This is a genomic window from Nicoliella sp. ESL1113 (genome assembly GCF_058509245.1).
Genome location: NZ_CP196387.1, coordinates 999,134 through 1,019,553 on the forward strand (window position 1 = coordinate 999,134; position 20,420 = coordinate 1,019,553).

General features: G+C 39.7%; 23 protein-coding genes and 1 other annotated feature. Of the genes, 1 reads left to right on the forward strand and 22 read right to left on the reverse strand.

Annotated elements, in window-relative coordinates; genetic code table 11:
- Positions 1 to 28 precede the first annotated feature (28 nt).
- Positions 29 to 943 (forward strand): membrane protein insertase YidC, encoded by a 915-nt coding sequence (gene yidC / locus ACSYTJ_RS04180; RefSeq protein ID WP_491716368.1) that lies wholly within the window; start codon positions 29 to 31, stop codon positions 941 to 943.
- Between the two features lie 44 nt (positions 944 to 987).
- Here the strand turns inward: yidC and ACSYTJ_RS04185 are convergent, their stop codons facing one another.
- The 22 genes from ACSYTJ_RS04185 to polA form a co-directional block, all read right to left on the reverse strand.
- Positions 988 to 2,550: a sensor histidine kinase gene (locus tag ACSYTJ_RS04185; RefSeq protein ID WP_491719570.1), complete on the reverse strand. Its 1,563-nt coding sequence runs from the start codon at positions 2,548 to 2,550 to the stop codon at positions 988 to 990.
- Complete coding sequence (locus ACSYTJ_RS04190; RefSeq protein WP_491716370.1) at positions 2,547 to 3,233, reverse strand: response regulator transcription factor; 687 nt, start codon at positions 3,231 to 3,233, stop codon at positions 2,547 to 2,549. The genes ACSYTJ_RS04185 and ACSYTJ_RS04190 overlap by 4 nt, the downstream gene beginning before the upstream one ends.
- A 141-nt stretch (positions 3,234 to 3,374) precedes the next feature.
- The gene (gene rpmF / locus ACSYTJ_RS04195; RefSeq protein WP_491716371.1) at positions 3,375 to 3,557 is read right to left on the reverse strand and encodes a 50S ribosomal protein L32; all 183 of its coding nucleotides are present in this window, start codon (positions 3,555 to 3,557) and stop codon (positions 3,375 to 3,377) included.
- Positions 3,558 to 3,610: 53 nt separating this feature from the next.
- Positions 3,611 to 4,168, reverse strand: a complete 558-nt coding sequence (locus ACSYTJ_RS04200; protein WP_491719571.1) for a DUF177 domain-containing protein — start codon at positions 4,166 to 4,168, stop codon at positions 3,611 to 3,613.
- A gap of 76 nt (positions 4,169 to 4,244) precedes the next feature.
- The gene (locus tag ACSYTJ_RS04205; RefSeq protein WP_491719572.1) at positions 4,245 to 5,387 is read right to left on the reverse strand and encodes a nucleotidyltransferase; all 1,143 of its coding nucleotides are present in this window, start codon (positions 5,385 to 5,387) and stop codon (positions 4,245 to 4,247) included.
- A 3-nt stretch (positions 5,388 to 5,390) separates the two neighbouring features.
- Positions 5,391 to 6,122 (reverse strand): class I SAM-dependent DNA methyltransferase, encoded by a 732-nt coding sequence (locus ACSYTJ_RS04210; RefSeq protein ID WP_491719573.1) that lies wholly within the window; start codon positions 6,120 to 6,122, stop codon positions 5,391 to 5,393.
- Positions 6,122 to 6,478, reverse strand: a complete 357-nt coding sequence (gene rsfS / locus ACSYTJ_RS04215; protein ID WP_491717300.1) for a ribosome silencing factor — start codon at positions 6,476 to 6,478, stop codon at positions 6,122 to 6,124. The genes ACSYTJ_RS04210 and rsfS overlap by 1 nt, the downstream gene beginning before the upstream one ends.
- Before the next feature lie 6 nt (positions 6,479 to 6,484).
- Positions 6,485 to 7,108 (reverse strand): bis(5'-nucleosyl)-tetraphosphatase (symmetrical) YqeK, encoded by a 624-nt coding sequence (gene yqeK, locus ACSYTJ_RS04220; protein WP_491716375.1) that lies wholly within the window; start codon positions 7,106 to 7,108, stop codon positions 6,485 to 6,487.
- Positions 7,101 to 7,733, reverse strand: a complete 633-nt coding sequence (locus ACSYTJ_RS04225; protein ID WP_491717301.1) for a nicotinate-nucleotide adenylyltransferase — start codon at positions 7,731 to 7,733, stop codon at positions 7,101 to 7,103. The genes yqeK and ACSYTJ_RS04225 overlap by 8 nt, the downstream gene beginning before the upstream one ends.
- A gap of 12 nt (positions 7,734 to 7,745) precedes the next feature.
- Positions 7,746 to 8,057: a ribosome assembly RNA-binding protein YhbY gene (gene yhbY, locus ACSYTJ_RS04230; protein ID WP_491716376.1), complete on the reverse strand. Its 312-nt coding sequence runs from the start codon at positions 8,055 to 8,057 to the stop codon at positions 7,746 to 7,748.
- Positions 8,058 to 8,067: 10 nt separating this feature from the next.
- On the reverse strand, positions 8,068 to 9,186 hold the full coding sequence (yqeH, locus tag ACSYTJ_RS04235) for a ribosome biogenesis GTPase YqeH (RefSeq protein WP_491716377.1): 1,119 nt from the start codon (positions 9,184 to 9,186) through the stop codon (positions 8,068 to 8,070).
- A gap of 2 nt (positions 9,187 to 9,188) precedes the next feature.
- On the reverse strand, positions 9,189 to 9,716 hold the full coding sequence (locus ACSYTJ_RS04240; RefSeq protein ID WP_491716378.1) for a YqeG family HAD IIIA-type phosphatase: 528 nt from the start codon (positions 9,714 to 9,716) through the stop codon (positions 9,189 to 9,191).
- A 117-nt stretch (positions 9,717 to 9,833) separates the two neighbouring features.
- The gene (gene rplT, locus ACSYTJ_RS04245) at positions 9,834 to 10,190 is read right to left on the reverse strand and encodes a 50S ribosomal protein L20 (protein WP_491716379.1); all 357 of its coding nucleotides are present in this window, start codon (positions 10,188 to 10,190) and stop codon (positions 9,834 to 9,836) included.
- A 36-nt stretch (positions 10,191 to 10,226) separates the two neighbouring features.
- Positions 10,227 to 10,418 (reverse strand): 50S ribosomal protein L35, encoded by a 192-nt coding sequence (rpmI, locus tag ACSYTJ_RS04250; protein WP_491716380.1) that lies wholly within the window; start codon positions 10,416 to 10,418, stop codon positions 10,227 to 10,229.
- A gap of 46 nt (positions 10,419 to 10,464) precedes the next feature.
- Entirely contained in the window at positions 10,465 to 10,974 is a 510-nt protein-coding gene (gene infC / locus ACSYTJ_RS04255) for a translation initiation factor IF-3 (RefSeq protein ID WP_491716381.1), read from the reverse strand.
- Between the two features lie 35 nt (positions 10,975 to 11,009).
- Positions 11,010 to 11,139: a sequence feature (ribosomal protein L20 leader region), on the reverse strand.
- A gap of 45 nt (positions 11,140 to 11,184) precedes the next feature.
- Positions 11,185 to 13,128, reverse strand: a complete 1,944-nt coding sequence (thrS, locus tag ACSYTJ_RS04260; RefSeq protein ID WP_491719574.1) for a threonine--tRNA ligase — start codon at positions 13,126 to 13,128, stop codon at positions 11,185 to 11,187.
- A 356-nt stretch (positions 13,129 to 13,484) separates the two neighbouring features.
- Positions 13,485 to 14,399 (reverse strand): primosomal protein DnaI, encoded by a 915-nt coding sequence (dnaI, locus tag ACSYTJ_RS04265; protein WP_491719575.1) that lies wholly within the window; start codon positions 14,397 to 14,399, stop codon positions 13,485 to 13,487.
- A 20-nt stretch (positions 14,400 to 14,419) separates the two neighbouring features.
- Positions 14,420 to 15,826, reverse strand: coding sequence for a DnaD domain protein (locus tag ACSYTJ_RS04270; RefSeq protein WP_491716384.1), 1,407 nt, complete (start codon positions 15,824 to 15,826; stop codon positions 14,420 to 14,422).
- Positions 15,826 to 16,311: a transcriptional regulator NrdR gene (gene nrdR, locus ACSYTJ_RS04275; protein WP_491716385.1), complete on the reverse strand. Its 486-nt coding sequence runs from the start codon at positions 16,309 to 16,311 to the stop codon at positions 15,826 to 15,828. The genes ACSYTJ_RS04270 and nrdR overlap by 1 nt, the downstream gene beginning before the upstream one ends.
- A gap of 18 nt (positions 16,312 to 16,329) precedes the next feature.
- Positions 16,330 to 16,920 (reverse strand): dephospho-CoA kinase, encoded by a 591-nt coding sequence (gene coaE / locus ACSYTJ_RS04280; RefSeq protein WP_491719576.1) that lies wholly within the window; start codon positions 16,918 to 16,920, stop codon positions 16,330 to 16,332.
- Positions 16,913 to 17,752: a bifunctional DNA-formamidopyrimidine glycosylase/DNA-(apurinic or apyrimidinic site) lyase gene (gene mutM, locus ACSYTJ_RS04285; RefSeq protein WP_491719577.1), complete on the reverse strand. Its 840-nt coding sequence runs from the start codon at positions 17,750 to 17,752 to the stop codon at positions 16,913 to 16,915. The genes coaE and mutM overlap by 8 nt, the downstream gene beginning before the upstream one ends.
- A 14-nt stretch (positions 17,753 to 17,766) precedes the next feature.
- On the reverse strand, positions 17,767 to 20,406 hold the full coding sequence (gene polA / locus ACSYTJ_RS04290; RefSeq protein WP_491719578.1) for a DNA polymerase I: 2,640 nt from the start codon (positions 20,404 to 20,406) through the stop codon (positions 17,767 to 17,769).
- Positions 20,407 to 20,420: the final 14 nt, after the last annotated feature.

Genomic DNA, 20,420 nt, shown 5'->3' on the forward strand with positions numbered 1-20,420 from the left:
ATGATTATAGGAAGGATTTTTGATTTAAATGAAAAAGTTAAAACGACTGAGTGCACTAGCAATGGCTGGTTCATTAGTCCTATTATTAAGTGGTTGTGTCCAAACCGATAAGAACGGCCAACCATACGGATGGTATTATGATCTATTCGGTAAAACAGGCGAAAGCATCATGAATTTGATCGCTAAGTTCGTTGGTGGTTATGGTTGGGCATTGATCGTCCTTACCGTATTAGTTAGATTAGTGCTATTGCCACTGATGGTTAATCAAATGCGTAAGTCTACTACTCAACAAGAAAAGATGAGCCTGTTAAAACCACAACTAGATGAAATCAAAAAACATCAAAAGGCTGCTAAAACCCAAGAAGAACAGGCAGCTGCCAGCCAAGCAATGATGTCACTATACCGTGAAAATGGGGTCAGCATGACTGGTGGAATCGGATGTTTACCAATTTTGATTCAACTACCAGTGTTCGCCGCACTGTACGAAGCAATTCGATTCTCACCCGAACTTTCCAAAACCATTTTCTTTGGAATCAAGCTTGGCGATAAAAACATCGCATTAGCAATCCTCTCATTCGTTGCTTATATTATTCAGGCCTTATTATCCAAACAGGGACTACCAAAAGAACAACAAAAACAAATGCAGGCAATGCTATTCATTAGTCCCATCTTCATATTAATAATTGCCTTTCAAGCTCCTGCTGGATTGGGAATCTACTTCTTCATTGGCGGAATTTTTGCATGTATCCAAACCCTGATCATTAATCTGTACCGTCCAAAGATCAGAAGAGAAGTGGCCGAAGCTGCTAAAAAAAATCCACCGAAAAAAGTTGATTTATCATCCTTAGTAGCCACAGAAAATAAGCCTAAGCAAACTAATCAATCCAGTAATAATAACCAGAGAAATCGGAACCGTAATGCTGGAAAACAAAATCGCAAGTAAATAAAAAGAATTGATAATTTTAAAATTATCAATTCTTTTTTTATCTACAGGTTAGCTTCATTATTATTTTCAGCATCCCTTGCTTCTAATGCCAATCGTTGTTCCTTGCTTAAAATTGGCAATGAGACACTAAAAATCGAACCCGAACCAACTGAACTTTCGACGGCAATCTTACCATGGTAAGCCTCAACCAATCGTTTTGCGATCGATAGACCTAATCCATTACCACCTTGATCACGGCTTCTTGACTTATCAACTCGATAGAAACGATCAAAAACATTGCGCATATTTTCTTGACTGATTCCTTCACCGAAGTCTTGAACCGATAATTCAACACTTCGCATATTGCGGGATAATGAAACGTGAATGATCTTACGCTCGGCTGAATATTTAACCGCATTGTCCAGAAGAATGATCAATAACTGTTCGAGATGGTTACGGTAGATCTGTGCATAAACCGGTTTTCTAACGTCATTATCAAACGTGAAGTTAAAGTCTGGATGCAACATCTTAAAATCATTAAATTGCTGTTCCACCACTTCTTCAACATTCGTGATGCGATCTCGATAATTTAAACTGGCCTGTTCCACACGGGATAGCTCAAGCATCTCATTAATCAAGCTTTTCATTCGATTAATTTCAGCAATCGATGAATCAATCGACTCATCAAGCACGACTTGATCTTTTTTCCCCCAACGCTTTAGTAAGTCCATGTGGCCTTGAATCACCGCCACAGGCGTTCTTAATTCATGTGAAACATCTTCTACAAAGCGTTGCTGTTGCTCAATATAGCGTTGCATCGTATCAAGCATTTCATTGAACAGGGTCCCTAAATCAGTTAATTCATCATTTTGATTTAGCTTGGGCACCCGCTTAGAAGTCTTCGGGGAATCACTAACTTCATCGATGGTGCGCCTAATTTTATTAATTGGTCGTAGCAAGTAAGCAGCCATAGCATACGCTAGTAGTGATGATATCGCAGTTGTCATGATCAATAATAATAGTAAAATAGCGACTAACTTGTTCGTTGATGAGTGATAATCATTTAACTGATCAACGATTCGAACGTAACCAACCACGCTCCGCGTTCCCCGTTTAAAGATGGGCGCATCACCAATTAACACAAGTGAATGGTTCACTCGATCGCTGTACACCCGTTTACTAGTGATCGAATGCGTCAACGGCTTCGGATTAGAATTACCCACCATAAATAAAGACTGTTTTTTCGCATCGGAAACACTGATCGAAGTGTTATTACGCGATAAATCGTTGAACACTGAATCAGGAGCCACTAATTGGTCATCGCGCTGATTTGGATTTAAGCGCGGTGATAATACATTGTAAACGTTATCGTGATCGAACTTATCGAGTGATTCCAAACGATTCGTAACGCTATTCAAAGTACTTTTGACATGGTCCATTTCCTGATCTAATAATACATCAGAAAAGCGATTATAAATTAAGAATGAAAAAATTGATACAACTAGAAAAACAACTACCGACGTGCCGACAGACCATTTCCATTTTAAGGAAATCCATCTTCTCCCGTTACTAACGTCATCAGATGATGCGTTTTGTGATTGTTGCTTATCTTGTTTTGAAATCATGAACGCATCACGTATCCTGTCCCACGCACGGTTTGAATGTAACTCTTGTCGCCGTCGCGATCAATTTTATTTCTCAGGTAACGAATGTAAACATCAACCACGTTCGTTTCAGCATCTGAATCGTAACCCCACACCTTGTTCAAGAGAACGTCACGTGCTAAGACAACGTTTACATTTTCCATTAACGTTAATAGTAATTCGTACTCCCGCTTGGTAAGGTCAATTACCTCGTCACCACGCCGCACGATCCGACTTTCCTTTTCGATCGTAAGGTCCTTAAAGTGAACCACCTTTTGTTCTTGGGCTTTTTGATGACCTTCGATCTTAATTCTCCGTAAGAGGGCCCGAATCCGCGCAAGTAATTCTTCAATTGCAAATGGCTTTACGATGTAATCATCGGCTCCATGATCGAATCCAGATACCCGATCAATTACTGAGTCACGTGCGGTCATCATAATAATTGGGGTATCCTTCTTTTCACGTAATCGACGTGCCACTTCCATTCCGTTCAATTTAGGAAGCATTAAATCGAGTAAAATGACATCAAAGTCATCATTAATTGCTTCTTCAAGTCCATCCCGACCGTTTCCAGCAACCGTAACGTCATATCCTTCATGCTTTAGCTCTAATTCAACGAAACGAGAGAGACTTTTTTCATCTTCAACAATCAATACATTGGTCATAACTGTCCCACCTTCAATTTTTTCATATAATTCCATTTTAACATAAATTAGATATTTTTAAGCAACGTCTAATCGTTTTAGCAGAAAAATAAAAAGCTTTCAGAACCCATGGTGTTCTGAAAGCTTTTTTAATCCTGATAATTAGTTATTAGTGTTACTAATAACATCTTTACCATCGTAATAACCACAACTTGGGCAAACGAAGTGTGACTTACGTAATTCACCACAATTTGGGCATGGAGTCAAACCAGGGACATTCAACTTAATGTGACCCCGACGCATGCGCTTCTTAGCTTTAGAAGTTCTTCTTGCTGGTACAGCCAATATAAACCCCTCCTTCTTTTTAAAATATCCACTAGTGAAATTTTTAAGCCTTACTAATCTTGATTAAAGAAATCTTTTAACTTGGTAAGACGTGGATCAACTGGTTTATCATCTGTCTTAGGATGTTTATAGTCATCCTCCGAAATTACTTGCCAATCATCACCTTCTGGCATAATGTTTAGTTCGGACTCTTCCGGTGACAGAATATGCATTGGGATTTGCAGAATGATATTATCAGCTACGGATTTATCAAAATCAATGGCCCCATCTTCATCGGTGACCAATGCAATCTCGTTAGCGTTACTATCATCTTGTTCGAAGCTCCTTAAGGCAGCTTCATCTGGAACATAGACTTCATTAATGCTAAAGTCTAATGGCAATTTAACAGGCGTTAATGAACGAGATGACGGAACCGTAATTTCGCCCTTGACCTGTGCATTCACAATTGCCTTCCCCTGATTATAAAAAACATATGATTCAACATTTACAGGCTGAACATCAATGATTTGATCAGAGTATCTAGATAAAAGGTCATCCTTTAAATCTAATTCAACTTTTTCAGAAAGTGGTACAGCTTTGTAATCTTTTAAATCACTCAAATACCATTTCATAGCAGTTCCTCCTAATGCAACGTGATTAATTATACATATTAGCAATTTTAATGTCAAGGTAATTTCCTTGATAGCTTCATTTTTTAATAATTGGGTGCCGATACAAATCCTCGAACTGATTGGTTTGCATCTGAATCAACATCCCAGCCTTAAATTCAACTGCCAACTGTGATTGTAGCACTGATTGACTTATCTTTGAAATAATTGGCCAATCAATTTGTTTTTTGACCTGATTTAAATACTGTCGACCAAGTGGACTAAAACCTAATACCCGAATGTATGGAGATTGACCAAGCATTTGGTGCGCGTCCAATTTTAATAATGTGGCCACTAATAACCGCTGAATCCGCGGATAGGTGTAGCGCTTGGTCTTAACGGCATCAATAAAGTCAGTGAAACGAGCATTTTGAATGGCAGCTTGTTTTAGCCTTGATTCGATACCCTCGGTCATTTGATAAACCGATCGTAAATCAGCCAGTGAAGTCGTTAATAACTGATAACGCAACTGGGGCCAAAAAAGTGACCAATCCAACAGCTGCGGTGTTGATGATAACAATAGCTTCCGCGAACTTGCTGGCAACACTTCTGATACCCCTGCATCATCGTTCTTCGCCAATAGTGCACGACGAATGGCAGTTGCACTAGCAAATTTAGTCTGCCAATTTTGATCATGATGTTGACTACCGATTCGCTCGATGGGCACCAATTTAATCGGACTCGCCAATTTATGAACTGCACGCGCATAGTTAAAAGCCAAGATATCATTAGGTTGGTCGATTGCCACCCCTAACTGAGATTTAACCACTGCTTGCAATAAAGCAGGATAGCTCTGCTGATAATCTTTAAAGTGCTGTTGATCACCCTTCATTTTAAATTGGCCCAGCCGTTTAAAATCATAGTTCGAATGTTCACAGCCGAACGCTAAGGCATCACACTTTAATTGATCAACGATCCGAATGGCTTCATACGCGAAGATATCAGCAGGCTGAACTGCTCCAAAAACTGGTAACTCGACTACTAGATCGACGCCACCCGCCAATGCCATTTCAGTCCGCTGCCACTTATCAACAATTGAAGGAGCGCCTCTTTGCACCCAATTACCACTCATTACGGCAACTGTAACGTCAGCGTGGACTAAGCGTTTTGCCATTTGGAGCTGGTAAAGATGCCCGTTATGAAACGGATTATATTCTGCAACAATGCCGACAGCCGATAACATCAGTTACTCCTTTTTCGCAACGAAAAACCACCGTGTCGTATCAGGTTGAACCTCGGCATCACCGAAATCAGCACTAGGTTTAACGTTAGTGAATCCCGCCTTCTTGAGCGTCTTAAGATAGGTTGGCATTGGATAGGTCCGTTCTAAATGTAATTCAGATATCTCATCGTAGGCTTCTTTAGCTGGATTATAGTTAAAAAACGATAGATCATGTTCGACCGAATGGGGGGCATCCCCTGAATATGAACGCCACATGAAGGCCCTTGATTCATCATGATAATTATACATATACCCTGGATAAACGACATCGGTCTGATAAGGGGTGATCACATCGAACAAGAAGACCCCATCTGCACTCAAGTGTTGTGCGACCTGGGTAAACATTTGTAACAACTGGTCTGCATCTTCTAGATAACAAATTGAATCATCAAAACAAGTGATGGTCTGAAAGGCATCCAAGCCCTCTAGATCAAGCATATTCCCATTTAACAAGGGGAAATGCACTCCGCTTTGATCCGCCTTTTGACTGGCAATCGCTAGCATGTCGGTGGATAAATCTAGCCCTACTGGTTCAAACCCCCGCTTGGCAAGTTCGATATCCATTCGTCCGTTCCCACATGCTAAGTCTAAAAATGCTTTGGACTTAGCATATTTTTCAACAAAGCCAACCCACTTCACGTACATTTCTGGATCGAACAATTCGTCGTATAACTCAGCGAATTCACTGTAGATCATTATTCAACGACCCAGCTGCTCAAATCTAATTCAGCAGCGTCAGACCATAATTTTTCAATGTCATAAAATTCACGTTGTTCCTTTTGGAAAACATGAACGATAACATCCCCTAAGTCGATCAAAATCCACTTAGCTTCATTCTTGCCCTCAACTTGTTTAACATTGATCGATGCTTTTTCTGATTCATCAACGATCGCTTCAGCAATTGCTTTTACCTGCCGATTAGAAGCAGCGTCCATAATCACAAAATAATCAGCCATCAAACTGACTTGTTCAACGTTTAGAGCCACGATATCGTGAGCTCTTTTATCATCAGCAGCTTTTACAACGACTTCTAATTTTTCTTTACTATTCATCATTTATTATTTATCCTCTCTGTACAATGCGGAGTTAGGTACCCAAGCATTAAAAGTATCAATTGTTTTTGGAAAAACCGCAACATGTTGATTGACTAGATAATCTAACGTATGGAAGGTTTGATAAGCCACTCCATTCGCTAAATTGTCAAACGTAATCGCACGGGCTTCTTCCACCCCAGGAAAATCACGACCGGTTTCGATATAATCGGCCATGTAGACAATTTGTGCCAACTTACTCATGTATGGAGCACCAATCGTGTGATACTTAACGGCATTTAAAACATCAATATTGTGAATGCCCAATTCATTTTTAACTAGGATCCAACCAACGTAACCATGCCAAACTGCATTACCGTAGTTGAGCAAAGTGGGGTCTAATCGATATTCCTTAATCGTTTTCACAAAGTCCTCATCGGGGCGTTGTTTCGCGTAATCATGAACTAATCCGGCGATACTGGCCATTTCTGTATCCACGCCATTCAATTGGGCTAATTTAATCGCCATTTGTTCAACTCTTTGCACATGGGCAAATCGCTTAGGACGCAGTGCCGCATTTAAACGCTTTAATAATTCGGCTCGATCATACGAAACAATATTTTCTTGATAATTCAAAAATACTTCACTCATAAAGATGATTCTCCCTTATATAATTAGTAACTGCACTGGGTACTAAATAACGAATCGACTGGCCTTGGTGAACCTTGCTCCTAATCAGCGTTGAAGAAACATCCATCATCGGAACATCGACCCAAACCACTGGGTACTTGGAAGTGATTGGATAGCCACTTCGCTTAACCCCAACGAATTGGACCATCTTAATCAAGTCATTGATTCGGTACCATTTTGGAAGATACTCTACCATATCACCACCAATAATAAAGTAATAGTTATTATTAGGAAAGCGTTGGGTCAACTCCTTAATCGTATCAAAACTAAAACTCTTCCCGCCCCGCAGGACTTCGGATAATTCAATCCCTAATTTAGGGTTATCCTCTGTTGCTAATCGTAACATATTAACCCGATGGCTCGCATCAATTGCGCGCTTTGGATCAACATGTGGGGGGACGGCATCTGGCATTAATAAGACTCGATCCAAGCCCAGTTGGCTTCTCACTTGATCTGCAATAATTAAATGACCAGTATGCACTGGGTTAAAAGTCCCACCCAATAAACCAATGTTTTGCCCATTTTCACGATGACCAATTATTTGCGTTAGCGTTTTAACATTACTTTGATATACGACCTTATTCATCATCAATTACCTCTAGATTTGTTTAACATCCTCAGAAATATGCCGATTTTTAGCTTGATCCGCAATCTTAAATAATAAGACCGTGCGGCCAATTGTTTGGACTACTTGAATTTCACTATTATGTTCCACAAATTCACGAACATCTTCGGGTTCTACCGCAGAGTTTTGTAAGATGTTGACCTTCATTAATTCGCGATTGTTCAACGCATCATTAACTTGGTTCAACCAATTATCACTGAGCCCTTCCTTACCAATCGAAAACAATGGTCTCATTCGGTTCGCCTTCGCTCTTAAAAATCGTTTTTGTTTCCCTCTTAAGTTCATTTAAATTCTCCTATATCATTGAACGCCGCATTAAAACGGCAACCTGCTTGGGAGCCCATCCTGCAACCACTACGCCTGCAGGAACGGTTACCCAACCTAATCCTTCAATTACTAAATCACTTTTTTCAGTGGTTTTAAACTCATGCCGCACTAATTTCGGAAATTGCTTTAGATCATCCCCACTTGGCGGGGTCAATAGATCACCAAGGTGTTTTTCATAAAATGCATCAGCATTCATTAACTTCGTCCGATGGACAAAAAGATTATTCTCAACGTATGCAGTAAAACCATGCTTACGATCACCTACAACATAGTCAAAGCGTGCCACGCCACCAAAGAAAAGCGTCTGTTCTGGATTTAATTGGTATGAACGTGGCTTAATTTTTTTCTGTGGTGCCACGATTTTTAAATCCCGTCCGTTCAAATAATGGGCCATCTGTTGAGCGTGAATGATCCCTGGAGTATCAATAATCTGTTTCCCATCGGCTAGTGGGATTTCAATTTTATCTAACGTTGTCCCAGGAAAACGGGAAGTCGTAATCAATTCCTTAATCCCCGTGCTTTGTCTAATAATTTGGTTAATCAAGGTCGACTTACCAACGTTGGTCACCCCAACTACGTAAACGTCGCGACCCTTGCGTTTCTTATCGATCACTTCTAGTAGGTGGTCAACCGAATCGTTAGTTTTAGCGGACACCAATTCAACATCAATTGGCCGAATCCCATTTTTATTGGCCTGCTGGCGAATCCAGTCAGCCAATTTACTCCGCTTAAATGAACTAGGTAATAAATCAGACTTATTTCCCACCATCAAGATGGGGTTATCACCGACGAAACGATGTAATCCTGGAATTAAGCTTCCGTTAAAATCAAAGATATCCACTACATAGACGATCAAGGCATCGGTATCTTGAATTTGACTTAGCAACATTCTAAAATCATCATCAGTCAAACTTACTGGTGAAATCTCATTATAATGACGCAATCTAAAACACCGTTTACAGTAAACATCCTCATCATTATCAACTGCATTTTTAAGGGCTGATGCAGGAACAAATCCCAAACCATCTGGGTCCGTGGTCTGAATCTTAGCTCCACAGCCAACACATCTTAATTCTTCATCTTCCATTATTAATTAATATCCTCCTGCCATTTAAGATTCGGGTACTTTTGTTGTAACTTTCTTATTACCCGTTTTTCAATTTTACGATTCACTCCGGTAATCCAAGCATCACTATTCACGAGTGGCTTGACCAATACACTCCGCACGCCAGCATTATTTGCGGACCAAACATCGGTCATGATTTGATCTCCGACCATAATGACTTGATCACGATCAAGTTGATATTGTTTTAAAGCCCGCTTGATGCCATTCGGCAGCGGCTTCATCGCCCGTGAAATAAATGATAATTTTAAATTACTAACCGCACGCTTAACTCGTGAATGCTTGTTATTAGAAATGACCACAAGGCGAATATTGAACTCGGCTAAAGTCGAAAGCCAAGCTCGTAATTGAGGAGTGCCGTCTGGATTGTTCCAAGGGATAACCGTATTATCCAAATCTGTGAATACTGCTTTAATCCCCATTGATTGTAAACGCGCCGGCTTTAAATCATAAATTGCTGAAACCATCCAGGTTGGTTTTAATTTTTCGATCATAGCTTCTCCCCATAGTTAAATATTATGTAACCGTGTTTAGTGTAAACAACACGGCAATCCAATTTAGATAAAAAAACTTTCACCAAGTAAAATGTCTGGTGAAAGTTTTAATTTCTGTTATGCTAAAGCTTTTTTAGCAGCTTCTGCGAATGCCTTAAATGCATCTGCATCGTTAACAGCTAAATCAGCTAACATTTTACGGTTAACTTCGATATTTGCTAACTTCAAACCGTGCATAAGCTTGCTGTAGCTTAAGCCATTAATTCTGGAAGCAGCATTGATCCGTGCAATCCAAAGCTTTCTGAAGTTGATTTTGTTGTTACGACGGTCACGGAATGCATAAGTACGTGACTTCATAACTTGGTCTTTAGCAGTCTTGAACAAACGGCTCTTAGCACCGCGGTATCCCTTAGCTGCTTTTAGCATGCGCTTACGGCGTGCATGTGTAACGGTTCCACCTTTAACTCGTGGCATATTAAATTCCTCCTAAATAATGGTTCTCAAATTAAATTACTTTAATAACTTAAGGTACTTCTTAGTGTTTGATGCTGAGATTACGTGAGTTCCACGTAATTGACGACGTTGCTTCTTAGTCTTACCGTGGAAACGGTGACTAGTAAAAGCATGCGCACTCTTTAAACCACCCTTAGCAGTCTTCTTGAAACGCTTTGCTACGGCGCGGTTAGTTTTGATCTTAGGCATTATAAATATCCTCCTTCAAAAATAATAATAATTATAATTTTAATAATTATTTCTTTTCATTGTCGTTTGGGGCAAGCATTAAGAACATGCTCCGCCCTTCCATTTTAGCTCTTTGAGTAACAACCGCAACATCCTTAGTTGCATCGGCCATCTTATTTAAGACATCCCGACCAATTTCTTTATGGGTAATTGCACGCCCCTTGAAACGAATTGAAACTCGCACTTTAGCACCCTTGCTTAAGAATGTTTGAACACGCTTTAACTTCGTATTAAAGTCATTCGTGTCGATGGTTGGACTTAAACGAATTTCTTTGACGCTGATTGTCTTTTGACTTTGACGAGACTTGCGAGCCTTTTTTTGTTGTTCGAAACGGTACTTACCGTAATCGAGAATCTTTGCAACTGGTGGCTTTGCTTTAGGTGCAACTAAAACAAGATCTAAATTAGCATCCTCTGCTAACTTCAATGCTTCAGCCTTAGTCTTCACACCGAGTTGTTCGCCTTGAGCGTCAATTAAACGGACATCGCGAGACCGAATTCCTTCATTGACCATCATATCGTTTGCTATGGTAATCCACCTCCAAATAATTTAAAAAGCAGAAAAAGCGGGCGCACTAAGGCACCCGCTTTTTAATCCGAATCAAATTCAGATTTTTTACCGTACATTTGCCCAGCGACAATTATCACTCAGGCGAGAAGCGGGATGCTTCTGCTTTTTATCGTTACTAATAATATAACAGTTTCTAACTAATCCGTCAAGAATGAATTAATCTTCTCGAGAATAGTTATTGATATCATTTTTAATTTGTGATTCAAAATCAGCAAATGATTCTGTATTACTTTCTTCATGTCCATAACGACGAACGGAAACGTTTTCGTTCTTCACTTCTTCGTCACCGACCACGATCGTGTATGGAATCTTATGGGTTTGGGCATCACGAATCAAGTAGCCCATCTTTTCAGCCCGTTCGTCAACTTCGGAACGAATTCCTTCCTTGCGAAGTTTTTCGTTAACCTTGCGAGCGTAGTCACCATGTTTTTCTTCACTAACTGGGATAATCTTAACTTGCTTTGGTGCTAGCCAAGTTGGGAATGCACCCTTGTATTGTTCGATCAAGTAAGCCACGAATCTTTCCATCGTTGATACTAATCCACGGTGAATCATAACTGGACGGTGTTCCTTACCATCTTCTCCAACGTAATGAAGATCAAAACGTTCTGGTAACATGAAGTCTAATTGGATCGTGGAAAGCGTTTCTTCATTACCTAAAGCAGTGTAAGTTTGAACATCAAGTTTTGGACCGTAGAATGCAGCTTCCCCTTCGGCTTCCACGTAGTCTAAGCCAAGTTCATCCATGGCACCCTTAAGCATTGATTGAGACTTGTTCCACATTTCATCATCATCAAAGTACTTTTCAGTATTCTTAGGATCACGGTAACTTAATCTGAAGTGGTATTCCTTAATGTCAAAGTCAGCGTAAACTTCCATCATTAAGTGCAAGATTTTCTTGAATTCTTCTTGGATTTGGTCTGGTGCAACGAAGGTATGACCATCATTTAAGGTCATTTCACGAACCCGTTGTAAACCACTTAATGCTCCTGACTTTTCAAATCTGTGCATCATTCCTAATTCAGCTACCCGCATTGGAAGGTCACGGTATGAACGGATATGGTGGTTATAGATTTGAATATGACTAGGACAGTTCATTGGCCGTAATTCTAGTTGTTCACCATCACACATGTCCATTGGTGGGAACATGTCTTCACGATAGTGTGCCCAGTGTCCTGAAGTCTTGTAAACGTCTAGATTCATCAATACTGGCGTAACAACGTGTTGGTAGCCGTTGTTTACTTCCTTGTCGATAATGTAACGTTCGATGACCCGACGGACCGTAGCACCATTTGGCATCCAATAAGCAAGCCCAGCACCCACTTTAGGGTCAACGAAGAAGAGGTCCAATTGGTTACCGATTACTCGGTGGTCACGTTCCTTTGCTTCTTGGCGTTGCTTTAAGTCTGCTTCTAAATCATCCTTCTTAAAGAATGCAGTTGCGTAGATTCTTTGTAACATTGGGTTAGATGACTTCCCTTCCCAATAAGCACCAGCAACTGAAAGGAGCTTGAAGAACTTAAGTGGTTTAGCATCTGGTAATACGACCCCTTCGCCTAAGCTCAAGTAATCGCCGATTTGATAGAAGACCACCTTATCGTCCTTAGCTAACTTACGAACTAAAACAGCTTGGTAAGGATCACCATCAACTTGCTTTAAAGCATCTTCAAGTGATAATTCCTTGCGTTCTAATTGTACATCATCCTTAACTAATTGGTTGATCTTATCAGCTAAACCATCTAATTCATCAGCACTGACTTGACGATCGTTCTTATCAGTATCAACAAAGAAACCATCTTCATCAGAAGTACTTTCCCCGAAGCGAATGTCTGCGAATGAGTCTGCTAATACGGCCTTTAATAATTGTGCAGCAGTCCGCCGTAAAACAGTCAAACCTTCTGCATCGTCCTTAGTAACAATTTCAATCTTACCACCCTTTTGAAGTGGTGTTTTCAAACCAAATGATTGTCCATCAACCTTACCAGCAACTGACTTTTTAGCCAAACTGATTGAAATTGACTTTGCGATATCTTCTGTCGTAACGCCAGCGTCAAATTCTTTTACGCTGCCGTCTGGAAATTCAAATGAAAGTTGAGCCATATTTATGATCCCCTTTAATATTATTATCTTTACTAGACTAAAAAACGTCCCATGCGTACTTCAATGAGCACACATGGGACGTCGTAATAAGCGCGGTTCCACCCAATTATCCATAGTAAATAAGCCTATGAACACTTAATTTAGTATCTAACGTTAACCAAACGACCTATTATTTCCAATAGGCAGTCAAATGAAGTGGTAACTTCCGACCAAATTAGAAGGACTTTCAGCAAATGCCCCTCTTCCCTAATAAATTTGGATTCGCAAATCATGTCTTCAAACACTTTTAGCTAGTAAAGATTTTTCAATTATCATTAAACTATTATTTAGCAATAATGTCAAGTAAAACACCTAGCTTACTGCAAACGCATATTTTTACCATCCATCTGGTACTCATTCGCTAGAAAACGAATTCTTTGCATAATTCTTCCAGAACGGACCTTATCTTCTTGATTCCGTTTATCGTAGGGTAAATGATCTTCTTCTAGGGCATTCATCGAATAATTTGAGCTAAATAGTGTCGGCAACTCATTTTGCATTCGATACTCTAAAATAACTCCCAATACTTCATCTCGAATCCATTCAGAAAGCACGTCGGCTCCAATATCATCAATCATTAAAATTGGGGCCTTCTTGACTGAATCAATTTTAGCACCAGTCGTATTAAATTGAATTGAATTTTTTAATTCAACCGTGAAACTAGGAAAGTTAATCAAAGTCGAAGATAAGCCTTTTTTAGCAAGCTCATTTGCGATTGCTCCGAGGGTATATGTCTTACCAACCCCAAACGTTCCCCAAAGATACAGCCCCTTAACAAATTGATCAGGATGATCAGATAAACGATGGATAAAATCCATTGCAACTTCTAGGAGGTGCACCCGTGCGTCACTGCTCATTAGATAACTGTCAAAACTAGCATCACGAGTTTGCTTTGGCATTGCAATCGACTTAACCCGATCCTTCATTGCCTTCGTCTTTTGTTTTTCAATCGTCGCTAGGGTCGGTGAGTAGGTAATATCGATCAACTTCCCATCAAATGTCAATTGTGGTTGATATCCAGGGATCATTTCCCCACCGCGTGATAACTTATTCTTTTGTTGAACGTATTCATAAATGCGGGAGGCAGAATGGCGAACCGCATCGTTACTAATATGATGTTCATTAATAAACTTTTGAACATCAGGATCAGAGCAAGCTTGATTCATTAAATCACGGTAACTACTTTCATTGCCAGTATGATTTTTCAACACGTTCTGTAATTCTTCTTCCAACTTTTTAATATTTACACCCCCTAATTATCTTCACGGAATTTTCTAAGCATTTCCTTGCCCTTCTTTAGGCTTTCCTCACTGATTGGCTTTACATCGGGTTGATAGTCCTTTCTTAGCCAATATGGGACCGGCTTTTTGACCATTGGTTGCTTTCTGCGATAGCCACCATTTCCCTGAAAATTACGGCTACCATTATTACTGCTAGCCTCTTTTTTACGATTGTAATCCTTAATGGCAAGCATTGCATCCCGCGTCGTTTTAACATGATATTTTTGAACCCACTCGTTTGCGATTCGTTCAAAGCTATCTTGATAAAGCTGGGTTTTGTTCATATCCACCAAAATGTGGTAGACCAACATATTGATTACGCTCGTGTTCATTACGTTACGGTTCAACATTTCTTCAATCATTTTATTTTCAGAACTGGAGGGAAAACCACCCAGTTGATGTTTTAAATTCTGTAAAAATTGAAGTGGTGGAAATTGACTTACATTTTTTAATAGTAATTTTTCCTGATCACTAAAATCATCATTTTGAGTTTCAGCATCATTATTAGCATTTTGATTAGGTGGCACCGATTGTTTTACTGGCGCTTTTTGATACATCCGATTGACCAAAATCTTTAATTTTTCAGGATCAAAAACATTGTTCTTAATGTTAGTCGACTGAATGATCAACCTAGCCAATGCGAGCTCGTCAATGCCATACAAACGGTGTTCATTCAAGATTAAATTATAGTTCTTTTTCACCTGATCAATCCGCACATACGACTTTGCAACACTGTCTAAGACCAATTGAAAATCAAAATCATCACTAGCCGCTAATTGAGGCTGTGAATTAGGGGTTGGTTTCTGGGTATCATTCAAATCGTATTCTTGCTTTAAATTACCAATCGTATTCGGTTGATTGGTGAGTTGATCAGCATCGATCTGAAATGAATCCAAGAAATCTTGAGTAATTTCTGACGCATGTTCCATTGGAAAGGGCTTGATCAAAAGACGGTCGGCAAGCTCGTGATACATCTTTTCACCAATGTTTTCCAATAGTGCCAAGCTTAATAAATCGTCATTAAAAAACTGGCGATTCGTTAGTGGGGGCACTAGTTGATATAACATTATCGGTTTAGCATCCGTTGGTTGCACGAACGTTTTCAAAAGCCCCGCCCCTTCTAATTTGATGCGACATTCCGTAAACTCCCTAAAATCAAATTGAAGAAACGAAAATAAGTCATAGTGAGAGCGTTGTCTATAATCAACCTTTTGTTCATTACTATATCTCCAAAACAAGCGAATCAATGCAGTCGCATTGCAGCCAATTATTGGTTGATACAACAAATCAATGGATTCACTCGCTAAATCAGATAATCGTTCATTTTTAACAACAATAAAGCCTGCCTGAGGATCATTTTGTGTTAATTGATTAGCCATTATTTATCATTATCCTTTGATTCCTTATCATGATCACGGTTCATGACTTCTTTCATTTCATTATAAAATACCGTCATATCCTTAAACTGCCGATAAACACTTGCAAAACGAATATACGCAATTTCATCAACATCTGATAAAGCCTTCATCACATACTCACCAATTAGTTGGCTGGAAACCTCTGTTTCGCCGATCGATCTAACCTTAGCTTCAACTTCATCAACGATTTTAGTCATTTTATCCATTGAAACGGGTCTTTTCTCGGCAGAGCGAATAATCCCGCGTAACATCTTATCACGACTAAATTCCTCGCGATTCCCATTATGCTTAATCACTAATAGTGGTGCCGACTCAATTCGTTCAAAAGTGGTATAGCGATATCCACATTTTTCACATTCACGGCGTCTTCTAATTACAGTCCCATCATTGGTAGGTCTGGAATCAACTACCTTTGAACTATTTTTATGACAATGGGGACATTTCATCTTAATCACCTCATCGTTTTATCGTAATTTATCCAGTAATTTTAACACTTGTTGGCTAGTTTGACTAATCGAACCTGAGTTATTAATGACCACATCTGCTAAATTTTGCTTAATTGATTGCGGCCACTGCTTACCAATTAAACGAACTGCTTGTGTGGTGCTAATGTGATTACGCATTTTAAGTCGCGAAACTTGAATTGTTGGATCACATGTAACCATCACTACCAAATCAACATAATTTGCATACCCTAATTCATATAACAAAGGTGCATCTAAGACCACCAAGTCAATTTGTTTTAGGCTATAATCATGAATTTGATCTAAAATCATCCCACGAATGTATATATCCATCGTCCGATTCAATAACAACAATTTGGCAGGGTCTGCGAAAACGATTTCCCCCAAGCGTTTTCGATCGATGGAATATTCGCCCGCAATCTCTTTGCCAAATTCTTCTACAAGCTCATTATAACAATCGGTCCCCCTTAACTGGAGGGTGTGGGCAATTGCATCCGCATCGATAATTGGAACGCCATGGGCTGACAATTCCCTACTAACGGTGGATTTACCAGTCCCAATGCTACCAGTTAAGCCTAATAACTTAGTCATTAGCACTTACGATTCGTTGACAATTGGGACAAAAGCTAGTCCCCCGTTGAGCAACTTTGATTTTTTCAATTGGGGTTCCACAACGTTCACAAGGTTGGCCCTTTTTGCCGTACACATGCAATTGACTTTGGAACTGGCCTGCTTCACCAAAGGCATTCGAATAAGAATGAACGGTCGTTCCATGACCCTTAATTGCCAGGGCAATTTCTTTAATAATATTCTTCCGTAATTCGCTGATCTGTTCATCTGAAATCAAATTAGTCTGTTGTTCTGGATGAATTTTACTCATCCAAAGGACCTCATCAGTATAAATATTACCTAATCCAGAAATATGGTCTTGGTTCAATAAAAATGGCTTGATTTTCCCACGACTTTTATTCATGATCCGTTTCATGTAATCAAACGTTAAATCTGATTCGGTTGGTTCGGGACCAATCGTTCCTAATCCTGAAAGGGTCTTTTCGTCACCATTTTTAATTAAATACATCCGACCGAATTTCCGACTGTCGTTATATCTTAATTCCCGACCATCGGCCAAATGCATAATAATATGGGTGTGCTTACTAGGCTTAGTGCCGTCTTTTTCAACGTCGTACTTACCTTCCATTCGTAAATGTGAAACAACGGTGTGCCCATTGTCCAACCTAAATAATAGGTACTTCCCCCGTCTGTCAATCTTAGTAATTGTACTATCAGTTAGGCAGTCGATAAATGTTTTCGGTTCTACGTTTAGCATCTTAGGGTAAATTACATCAACACTTTTGATGTGAGCACCCTTAACTAATTCGGTCAGTCCCTTACGGACGGTTTCAACTTCTGGTAATTCTGGCATTTTTTAACCTCTCTTTATTTACTTGCATCGTACCAAGTAGCGCCAAAGTGACTAGCTACCTTTAGCGGTACATGTAACTTAACTGCGGAATCCATTACCTTAGGAACCAGCTTTTCGAGAACGGGAATTTCTTCCGCTGGGGCCTCAAAAACTAATTCATCATGGATTTGTAATAACATCTTTGCTTGCATCCCACTAATTGCTTTTTCCATATTAATCATCGCAATCTTAATAATATCAGCGGCACTTCCCTGAATTGGTGAGTTCATCGCCGTCCTTTCAGCAAATGAACGAAGGTTGAAATTACGAGAATTAATATCTGGCAAATAGCGCCTACGGTTGGTCAGCGTTTCAACATACCCCTTTTCATGGGCCTGTTCAACTGAATCTTGCATATATTTGTGAACGTTTGGATATTCAGCAAAGTACTTCTCAATGAACTGTTTAGCATCAGCACGGCTAATCCCTGTATTACGAGCTAATCCGTAGTCACTGATTCCATAAACAATCCCAAAGTTAACGGCCTTAGCCTGTCTTCTTAAATTAGGGGTCACTTCATCGTTAGAAGTCAATCCAAAAATCCGCCGAGCAGTTGAAGCGTGAATATCATCATTGTGCAAAAATTCGTCTTGCATATTGGTATCACCACTGATCGATGCCAAGACCCTTAATTCAATTTGTGAGTAATCAGAAGTAAAGATCTGCCAATCGGGATGGCTAGGGACGAACGCGCGTCTAATCTGGCGGCCTTCATCAGTCCGAATCGGAATATTTTGTAAGTTCGGATCAACTGAAGACAGTCTTCCCGTTTGTGTTAAAGTCTGCAAATAACGCGTATGGACCTTATTATCTGCGGGTGAAACTACTTTTAGGAGTCCATCAACATAAGTCGATGATAGTTTCGCTAATTGACGATATTTTAAAATATCATCAACGATTGGCGCATCAGGAGCTAACTTTTCTAAAACGTCCACTGAGGTGGAATAACCCGTCTTAGTTCGCTTAATAACTGGTAATTTTAATTTCTCAAATAAAATGGTGCCGAGTTGTTTGGGTGAGCCAATATTAAATTCTACGCCAGCTTCATTATAGATGGCCTGTTCAAATTCGGCAATCCGCTCAGATAGCTTACTGCCCATTGCGCTCAATTGATCTTGGTCGACTGCGATTCCATTAATTTCCATCCGTGCCAAAACGAATGCAATTGGCAGTTCAATTTGCTCGTAGAGTTTCGTTTGATCGTGATCGGCTAGTTCTTGAAACATTTTCGTCTTTAATTCTGAGATCGCATTTGCCTTGGCTGCCAAGTGGCCAAATAAAACGTCATCATCTGCTGGAATGGTGCGTTTAGCACCCTTCCCATAGACAGTTTCATCACTTTGAACATTGTAGTAACCATGTTCACTAGCAACCCTACTTAAATCATTCCGATTATCATTAGTATTCAAAAGATAAGAAACCAATAGCATATCAAAATCAACATGATTAAGCTCAACGCCAAGCCGATGTAATCCTACATAGGCCCGCTTAGCATCAAAAACATCAATCTTAATGGCAGAATCAGCCAATAAATCCGCTAGCGGGGATTGCTTTAATAATTCCACATTCCTCGATACGTACCAACCAGCACTCGTACCAATTACAAACCCTACAAACGGTGCGGTGTGATAATTATCACCATCCATGGCTAGGTAAAAAGTCAATTCTGAGCCTAAGTCCGATAATTCATTAATATTATTTTCATCTAGGACCGTAAATTTAACATCAGGATCAGGTTGACTATCCATTTCACTTAGGAATTTTCTGAAATCCATTTTTTGATAAAAAGCAGTTAATTCAGCTGATTGATCTCCTAAATAAGCCAAATCAGATACGCCAATTTTAATCGGTGCATTACGGTCAATAGTAGCCAATTGCTTAGATAATAACGCCTGGTCATGATCTTCAATCAAGTGCTCCTTTAACTTTTTAGCGGTAATTTCATCAATATGCGCATATAAGTTTTCGATCGAACCGTACTGCTTAATTAATTTATCAGCTGTCTTGGGTCCCACCTTATTAACGCCAGGATAATTATCGGAATTATCACCCTGTAAGCCTTTTAAATCAATGATTTGAGCTGGTGTAATCCCCATCGTTTCTTTCACGTAATCCGCAGTGTAATGTTGAGTTTGACTAACACCAGTCTTAGAAATACTAACAGTAGTTTTATCAGAACATAGCTGGGTGAGATCGCGATCCCCAGTAACGATGGTCACTTCATAGCCATCAGCTTCGGCCTGTTTAGCGAGCGTCCCGATAATATCGTCTGCTTCATAGTCTGGTAACTTGTAACTTTTAATTCCGCGAGCATGCAAAAGCTCTTCAATATATGGGAACTGTTCTATCAATTCTACTGGTGTTTTTTTACGACCACCTTTGTATTCATGGAACAACTTAGTCCTAAAAGTAGTTTTACCAGCATCAAATGCAGCCAATGCAGCAGTGGGCTTAACAACATCTAACATGTTGTCTAACATTGTGTTAAATCCGTAGATGGCGCTGGTATGTAAGCCATCATGATTAGTAAATCGATCGTCATATTGATAGAGGGCATAAAAAGCTTTAAATGCGATGCTATTACCATCAATTAATAGTAGTCTCTTATCAGCCATGTATAATCTCCTTA

Excerpts from the sequence above, each read along its gene's own strand:
- ACSYTJ_RS04225 (WP_491717301.1), bottom strand. The coding sequence starts at position 7,733 with ATGAATAAGGTCGTATATCAAAGTAATGTTAAAACGCTAACGCAAATA.
- ACSYTJ_RS04270 (WP_491716384.1), bottom strand. The coding sequence starts at position 15,826 with ATGGCTAATCAATTAACACAAAATGATCCTCAGGCAGGCTTTATTGTT.
- yqeH (WP_491716377.1), bottom strand. The coding sequence starts at position 9,186 with ATGGAAGATGAAGAATTAAGATGTGTTGGCTGTGGAGCTAAGATTCAG.
- nrdR (WP_491716385.1), bottom strand. The coding sequence starts at position 16,311 with ATGAAATGTCCCCATTGTCATAAAAATAGTTCAAAGGTAGTTGATTCC.
- ACSYTJ_RS04185 (WP_491719570.1), bottom strand. The coding sequence starts at position 2,550 with ATGATTTCAAAACAAGATAAGCAACAATCACAAAACGCATCATCTGAT.
- thrS (WP_491719574.1), bottom strand. The coding sequence starts at position 13,128 with ATGGCTCAACTTTCATTTGAATTTCCAGACGGCAGCGTAAAAGAATTT.
- ACSYTJ_RS04200 (WP_491719571.1), bottom strand. The coding sequence starts at position 4,168 with ATGAAATGGTATTTGAGTGATTTAAAAGATTACAAAGCTGTACCACTT.
- ACSYTJ_RS04210 (WP_491719573.1), bottom strand. The coding sequence starts at position 6,122 with ATGATCTACAGTGAATTCGCTGAGTTATACGACGAATTGTTCGATCCA.
- coaE (WP_491719576.1), bottom strand. The coding sequence starts at position 16,920 with ATGACTAAGTTATTAGGCTTAACTGGTAGCATTGGGACTGGTAAATCC.
- yidC (WP_491716368.1), top strand. The coding sequence starts at position 29 with ATGAAAAAGTTAAAACGACTGAGTGCACTAGCAATGGCTGGTTCATTA.
- rpmI (WP_491716380.1), bottom strand. The coding sequence starts at position 10,418 with ATGCCTAAGATCAAAACTAACCGCGCCGTAGCAAAGCGTTTCAAGAAG.
- ACSYTJ_RS04205 (WP_491719572.1), bottom strand. The coding sequence starts at position 5,387 with ATGTTATCGGCTGTCGGCATTGTTGCAGAATATAATCCGTTTCATAAC.
- rplT (WP_491716379.1), bottom strand. The coding sequence starts at position 10,190 with ATGCCACGAGTTAAAGGTGGAACCGTTACACATGCACGCCGTAAGCGC.
- ACSYTJ_RS04190 (WP_491716370.1), bottom strand. The coding sequence starts at position 3,233 with ATGACCAATGTATTGATTGTTGAAGATGAAAAAAGTCTCTCTCGTTTC.
- mutM (WP_491719577.1), bottom strand. The coding sequence starts at position 17,752 with ATGCCAGAATTACCAGAAGTTGAAACCGTCCGTAAGGGACTGACCGAA.
- yqeK (WP_491716375.1), bottom strand. The coding sequence starts at position 7,108 with ATGAGTGAAGTATTTTTGAATTATCAAGAAAATATTGTTTCGTATGAT.
- rsfS (WP_491717300.1), bottom strand. The coding sequence starts at position 6,478 with ATGAATAGTAAAGAAAAATTAGAAGTCGTTGTAAAAGCTGCTGATGAT.
- yhbY (WP_491716376.1), bottom strand. The coding sequence starts at position 8,057 with ATGAACTTAAGAGGGAAACAAAAACGATTTTTAAGAGCGAAGGCGAAC.
- ACSYTJ_RS04240 (WP_491716378.1), bottom strand. The coding sequence starts at position 9,716 with ATGATCGAAAAATTAAAACCAACCTGGATGGTTTCAGCAATTTATGAT.
- polA (WP_491719578.1), bottom strand. The coding sequence starts at position 20,406 with ATGGCTGATAAGAGACTACTATTAATTGATGGTAATAGCATCGCATTT.
- infC (WP_491716381.1), bottom strand. The coding sequence starts at position 10,974 with ATGATGGTCAATGAAGGAATTCGGTCTCGCGATGTCCGTTTAATTGAC.